This window comes from Pseudohaliea rubra DSM 19751, from assembly GCF_000764025.1.
Taxonomy (GTDB): Bacteria; Pseudomonadota; Gammaproteobacteria; order Pseudomonadales; family Halieaceae; genus Pseudohaliea; species Pseudohaliea rubra.
Genome location: NZ_KN234747.1, coordinates 121922 through 128078, shown reverse-complemented (window position 1 = coordinate 128078; position 6157 = coordinate 121922). Strand labels below are relative to the sequence as shown.

The following is a 6157-nucleotide window of genomic DNA, read 5'->3' as shown; positions in this document are numbered from 1 at the left end:
CCCGAGCCCGCCGGCGAGGGCGAGGCGGCCTGCGGCACCCTGCGGCCCTTCTGGCTCGTGCCGGAACCCGTGCCGCTGCGCGCGGGCGAAGACGGCAGCCTCCTCGGCCACGGCCGCCTGGTGCTGCTGCACGGGCCGGAGCGCATCGAGGACAACTGGTGGGACGCGCCTGTGAGTCGCGACTATTTCGTCGCCGAGGGCCAGGGCGGCGGCCGCTACTGGGTCTTCCGGGACCGGCGCCGGGATCGCTGGTACCTGCAGGGCATTTTCAGTTAGCGCGCGACCCACGGAGCTGATTAATACCTTTTTATCTCAAATTCAGAAACTTACCCCCATAGGGCAAATGCCCTGGGGACGCCCGGGCGTCATTAGCAGGATGTCATTACAGCGCCGACCCCCTACCATGGCGCTGCCTGCTATCCGAGGGGAGGACATGGCTCGACGATCGAACGGACAGCCACCATGGCGCTGCCGGTGGCTGGCGTTGCTGGCCCTTGCTTCACCGCTGGCCGGGGCCGCCACCCTGGAGGACGCCCTCGCCGGGGCGCTCGAGCGCGCCGGCCCCCTGGGCGAGACGCCCCTGCCCGAGGCCAGCAGCTGGCTCTCCGGCGTACCGACCCTGTCCGCCAGCTACCTGGACAGCCAGCAGGCCCTCGGCGAGGATGAAACCGAGTTCAGCCTGAACCTCCCGATCAAATCCGCTGCGCGCCGGCGCCTCGACAGCCGGCTCGAAACGCAGGCAGACCGGTATGCGGACGCCTCCGGGGTGTACCGCCGGTGGCTCTATGCCGGGGAGGTCCGGGAAGCCGCCTGGGGCCACCGGCTGGCCGCCCTCGACCTGGCTGCCGCCCGGGACCGGCGCGCCCTGCTCGCCGAGCTCAGCGAACGGCTGACCCGCCTCGCCGACAGCGGTGCCGTAACCCGCTATACCGCCCTGATCACCCGACGCTCCCTGATCGATGCGGAACTGGCCGTCGACGAGGCCCAGCGGGAGCTCCAGCGGGAAGAGGGAATCTTCCTCGAACTCACCGGCCTCCCGTCGGTACCGGAGGACCTGGCGGAGCCCGGCCCGGATCCCGCAACCCCGGCCTGGGAGAGCCACCCGGCGGTGCGCCGCCTCGAGGCCAGCCGCGCTCAGGAGGCCTCGATCCTGGCCCTGTCGGCTCCGGCGAACGCCAGCTGGAACCTGTCCCTGGTTGCCCGGGAGCTCGACAACCCGGGGCTGACTCAGGACCAGTACGGCATCGCCGTGGAGCTGCCACTGAACTTCCTCGGCACCCAGAGCAGCAGCAACCGCAGCCAGCAGGGCGCCGCGCGGCGGGACTATCTCATCGCCCGGGACCAGCTGTGGCTGAGCCTGCGCCGACACTGGGAAACGCTGCAGGGCGAAGCCCGCCACCTAGTCCGGCGCCGGGAACTGCTCGCCGAGGCGGCCGCGCTCGCGGATCGCATCGAAGCCCAGGTCACAGCCCTGGAAGCAAGCAACGAGATTGAAGCCGAGCTGCGCCTCCAGCGCCTGCTCGACGTCCTGGATACCCGCGCCGCCCTGGCACGGACAGAAGCCCTGATCGGGCGAAACGCGGCCCGCCTGCACCAGGCCGCCGGGAGGACCCCCTGATGCGCTCAGCCCTGCTGCTCATGCTCCTGGTAACGGGCCTCGCCCGCGCCCAGGAGGTGCCCCTGTCAGCCCTCGGCGACCTGGCACTGACCTATGCCGATGCCAGCGCCCTGGACCGGGTGCCCGGAGCCCCGCTCCGGGGCGTCGTCCGCGCCCGCGGCGGCGAGGACTACCGGGTGCTGCTTCCGCGCACCGCCCACCGGGTCACCTTCGTCGCCGTCCCCGGACAGCGCGTGGCACCCGGTGAGCCGGTGGTCCGCCTCGAGGGTCCGGAGATCCACCACTGGGCGCTGGAGTTCGAGGCCAGCACAGACCGCTACGCGCTCGCCGAGACCCGCTATGAGCGCAACAAGCCGCTCTACGCCGACGGTGCGCTACCGGCGGAGCGCTGGGCCGCCATTCAGGACAGCTACCTGGAAACCGGCCTGGAGTACGAGCACATGCGCCACTTCGGCGAACTGCTCCTGCCGGAAGACGACGAGGACACGCTGCTTGTCGGGGCCCCGATCGACGGCATGCTGCATTTCGACTCGCGTGCCCCCGCCAGGGAGGAGCGGGCGGTGCTGTTCTCGGTCATTCCGGACAACGCGCTACGCCTGCAGGTAGAAGTACCCGTAGACCGCGCGGTCGATCTGCGCAGTTTGACCATAGACGGATGTCAGCTGGCGATCGATAGCCTCGACCGCGCCGCAGACGGCTTCTTCGTCGCTGCCTGGAGCGCGCCCCTGGCCGGCGACTGTCGCCGGATCCCGGGGACCGTGCTCAGCGTGCGCCCCTCCTATGGCGCCGACGCCCTTGAGCTGCCCCGCGCCGCAGTATTCCAGTGGCAGCGGGCGCCCCATGTCTTCGTTCGCACCGGCGACCGGCTGCAGGCCCGGCCGGTGACGGTGCTCGCCGATACCGCCGGAGGCTATGCCGTCGCCCGGGACCCGGAGATCACTGCAGGTCCGGTGCTGCTCAGCTCCGTGAGCGCCGTTCAGGGCATCCTTCTCGGTCTGGGGAGTGACTGATGCTGCCTGCCGTCGTCCACTTTTCTCTCACCCAGCGTCTCTTCGTGGCGGTGCTGGCCCTGGCCGTGACCGGCCTCGGCCTGCGCGCCTGGCTGCAGCTGCCCATCGATGCCTTTCCGGACATTGCACCGACCCAGGTCAAGATCGTCCTCAAGGCGCCCGGCATGACCGCCGAGGAGATCGAGCGCCGGGTGACCTACCCGATCGAAACGGAGCTCCTCGGCATTCCCCGCCAGGCGATGCTCCGCTCCACCACGAAGTACGCCATCGCCTCGATCACCCTGGATTTCGTCGAGGGCACGGACATCTACTGGGCCAGGCAGCAGGTGGGGGAGCGCCTCGCCAGGGTCCGCGACCGGCTGCCCGCGACCGTGGAAGGCGGCGTGGCGGCCATGAGCACGCCGCTCTCCGAGATGTTCATGTTCACGCTGGAGAACCCGGACCTGAACCTGACGGAAAAGCGCCAGCTCCTCGACTGGGAGATCCGGCCGGTACTGCGTACGGTGACCGGCGTCGCCGACGTGAACAGCCTGGGCGGCTACGTCCGAAGCTACCAGGTCACGCCGGACAGCAACCGGCTGGCGCAGCTTGGTCTCGGCCTCGAGGACCTGCGCCGCGCCATCACCAACAACAACCGCAACGTCGGTGCCGGTCGCATCGTGCAGGGCAACGACGTACTGGTGGTGCGCACAGGGGGCCGCCTGCGCAATGGAAGGGACCTCGCCGCGCTACCGGTGCCCGCACCGGACGGCGCAGTCTACCGACTGGAGGACCTTACCGACATCGACATCGGCCACCTGGCCCGCTATGGCGCGGTCACCCGAGACGGCGCCGAGACGGCCCAGGCGCTGGTCATCGCCCTCAAGGACGCCAACACCGGCGCCGTGGTCGAGGGGGTCAAGGCGAAGCTGGCCGAGCTGGAGCGAAGCCTGCCGCCCGGTACGGAACTGAATGTCTTCTACGACCGCGCGCGCCTCATCGATACGGCCATCGGCACCATCACCAGCGCCCTGGTGCAGGCCGTACTCCTTGTAATCGGTCTCCTCGCCCTGTTCCTCGGCAACCTTCGGGCCGCGCTGGTGGTCTCCCTGTCGCTGCCGCTGGCGGCCCTGGCGACCTTCCTGCTCATGGACCTCACGGGGCTCACCGCCAACCTCATGAGCCTTGGCGGCCTGGTGATCGCCATCGGCATGATCGTCGACGCGTCCGTGGTGGTGGTAGAGAATGCGGTCACCCGCCTCGCCGAAGACGCGCCACTGCCGCGGCTGCACGTGATCTATCGGGCTACCAGGGAAGTGGCGACGCCGGTGGTCTCCGGCACACTGATCGTCCTCATCGTCTTCTCGCCACTGCTGACGCTGACAGGTCTCGAGGGCAAGCTGTTCGCCCCCGTGGCTCTCACTATCGTATTCGCCATGCTGGCCGCGCTGGCCCTCGCCCTCACGCTCGTACCGATCCTGGCCTCACTGCTGTTGACCGCAGACGCGGCCAGGGTGCCGCGCTTCGTGCTGCGGCTGCAGGCCGGCTACACGGCGACCCTGCGCCGGGTGCTGCGGCGGCCCTGGCCCCTGGCTGCCGCCCTAACGGTACTGCTGGTCATCAGTGCCATCCTCGCCGCCATCATGGGCAAGACCTTCATGCCCGTCATGGACGAGGGCGATATCATCGTCCAGCTGAAGAAGTCACCGAGTATTTCCCTGGAAGCCTCCGTGGCCCTGGACAAGCAGGTTGAAAAGGCCCTGCTTGCCCAGGTGCCGGAGCTCCGCCAGATCGTGGCGCGCACCGGCTCCGATGAACTGGGCCTGGACCCGATGGGCCTCAACGAGACCGACGTATTCATGGAGCTGGCCCCCCGGGAGGCGTGGTCAGTACCGGACAAGGCCGCCATCGAGGACGCTATCCGCGCAGCGCTCGAACGCTTTCCGGGGATCAATACCACCTTCACCCAGCCGATCCAGATGCGCGTTTCGGAGATGCTCACGGGTTCGAGCGGCGATGTGGCCATCAAGATTTTCGGCGATGACCTCGCCACTCTTGCTGACCTCGTCGAGCGCAGCGCGGCCGTGGCGCGAGAGGTGGAGGGAGCCGTGGACGTAAAGGCGACCGTCACCGAGGGCGGCAAGTTTATCGCCGTGCGCGTGCGCGGCGAAGTCGCCGCGCGCCACGGCCTTGACACCGAGGCCCTCGCTGACCGGCTCAGGGCCCAGCTCGAGGGGCTAAAAGTCTCCGAGATCATGGAGGGCCGGCGGCGGACGCCGGTGCTGTTCGCCGCAGCTGCCGACGCCCTCGGGCGACCGGCAAGCCCGACCGCCCTCGCCCGGCAGCCCGTGGTGCTGCCTGACGGCAGCGTTGCGCCGCTGTCAGCGGTGGCCAGCGTCAGCTATGAGGAGGGACCGCTGCGCATCGAGCGAGAGCAGGGCCGACGCTTCGGTGCCATTACCCTGAACGTCTCCGGGCGCGATGTCGTCGGCTTCGTCGACGACCTCCGCGCCCGACTCGCGGCGCAGGCGCCCCTGCCGCCGGGCTACAGCGTCGCCTTCGGTGGCGAGTTCGAGAACCAGCAGCGCGCCATGCGCAACCTGTTGCTGGTGATCCCGGTGGCACTCGCCCTGATCCTGATCATCCTGTTCACGACTTTCCGCTCCCTGGTCCGGGCCGGCCTGATCCTGGGCAATGTTCCCTTCGCCCTCATGGGCGGGATCATGGCGCTGTTCGCCAGCGGCGAGTACCTGTCCGTGCCCGCGTCCGTCGGTCTTATCGCGCTCCTCGGGGTGGCGATCCTCAACGGCGTAGTGATGCTCAGCTACTTCGAGCAGCTGCGTAGCGCAGCCCTGGACCTGGAGGAGCGGATCCTGCGCGGTGCCAGACAGCGGCTGCGGCCGATCCTCATGACCGCGACCACTGCCATGTTCGGCCTGCTGCCCCTGGTCTTCGCCAGCGGCCCGGGGACGGAAATCCAGCGGCCACTGGCCATCGTGGTGATCGGCGGGCTACTGACCTCCACCCTCACCACGCTCTACCTGCTACCGGTGTTCTACCAGTTCGCGGAGGGCAAGCGCCATGACTGATCCAAGACTCCTCACCCTTCTCGCCCCCCGGGAACGCCGCGACGACTTCGTTGATGCACTGATGAGCCGGGACGACCTCTCCGGCTTCACGCTGCTGCCGGCCCTCGGCTTCAGCCGCGAGCACAGCCATTTCAGTATCCCCGAACAGGTGGCGGGTTACCGTGAGTTCGACCGCTTCGAGGTTCTGGTAGAAGCCCTGGACCTGCCGCCGCTGCTCGAGCACCTTTCGGCAAGCTGCGGCCGCGAGCGGCTACGCTACTGGGTCTCCCGGGTCACGGCGGAGGGGCACCTGCCCGTTCCCTCCTGACATCCTCCGCGCGCAGCCTTCTATGAACCTTTTATGACAAAATGGTTACAAATTTGCCTTTTGCCGGAGCGCGCGGTAGTGTTTCAGCCAGTGCCTAGCATGGCATCGTTACATTAATGTTACAGGGACGTGAATATCGCCGTGAGGCGAAGGA

General features: G+C 68.5%; 4 protein-coding genes and 1 pseudogene. All 5 read left to right on the top strand.

What is annotated here, in order from left to right:
* Positions 1-276, top strand: a pseudogene (locus HRUBRA_RS15335) (hypothetical protein); the annotation flags it as partial.
* Positions 277-433: 157 nt separating this feature from the next.
* Positions 434-1618, top strand: a complete 1185-nt coding sequence (locus HRUBRA_RS02475) for a TolC family protein (RefSeq protein WP_144244355.1) — start codon at positions 434-436, stop codon at positions 1616-1618.
* A complete protein-coding gene (locus HRUBRA_RS02470; protein WP_035514207.1) occupies positions 1618-2628 on the top strand; it encodes an efflux RND transporter periplasmic adaptor subunit in 1011 nt (336 codons plus the stop codon). The genes HRUBRA_RS02475 and HRUBRA_RS02470 overlap by 1 nt, the downstream gene beginning before the upstream one ends.
* Complete coding sequence (locus HRUBRA_RS02465) at positions 2628-5696, top strand: efflux RND transporter permease subunit (RefSeq protein ID WP_035514206.1); 3069 nt, start codon at positions 2628-2630, stop codon at positions 5694-5696. The genes HRUBRA_RS02470 and HRUBRA_RS02465 overlap by 1 nt, the downstream gene beginning before the upstream one ends.
* Entirely contained in the window at positions 5689-6003 is a 315-nt protein-coding gene (locus tag HRUBRA_RS02460; RefSeq protein ID WP_035514205.1) for a DUF3240 family protein, read from the top strand. Before HRUBRA_RS02465 ends, HRUBRA_RS02460 begins: the two co-directional genes overlap by 8 nt.
* Positions 6004-6157: the final 154 nt, after the last annotated feature.

Excerpts from the sequence above, each read along its gene's own strand:
- HRUBRA_RS02475 (WP_144244355.1), top strand. The coding sequence starts at position 434 with ATGGCTCGACGATCGAACGGACAGCCACCATGGCGCTGCCGGTGGCTG.
- HRUBRA_RS02470 (WP_035514207.1), top strand. The coding sequence starts at position 1,618 with ATGCGCTCAGCCCTGCTGCTCATGCTCCTGGTAACGGGCCTCGCCCGC.
- HRUBRA_RS02465 (WP_035514206.1), top strand. The coding sequence starts at position 2,628 with ATGCTGCCTGCCGTCGTCCACTTTTCTCTCACCCAGCGTCTCTTCGTG.
- HRUBRA_RS02460 (WP_035514205.1), top strand. The coding sequence starts at position 5,689 with ATGACTGATCCAAGACTCCTCACCCTTCTCGCCCCCCGGGAACGCCGC.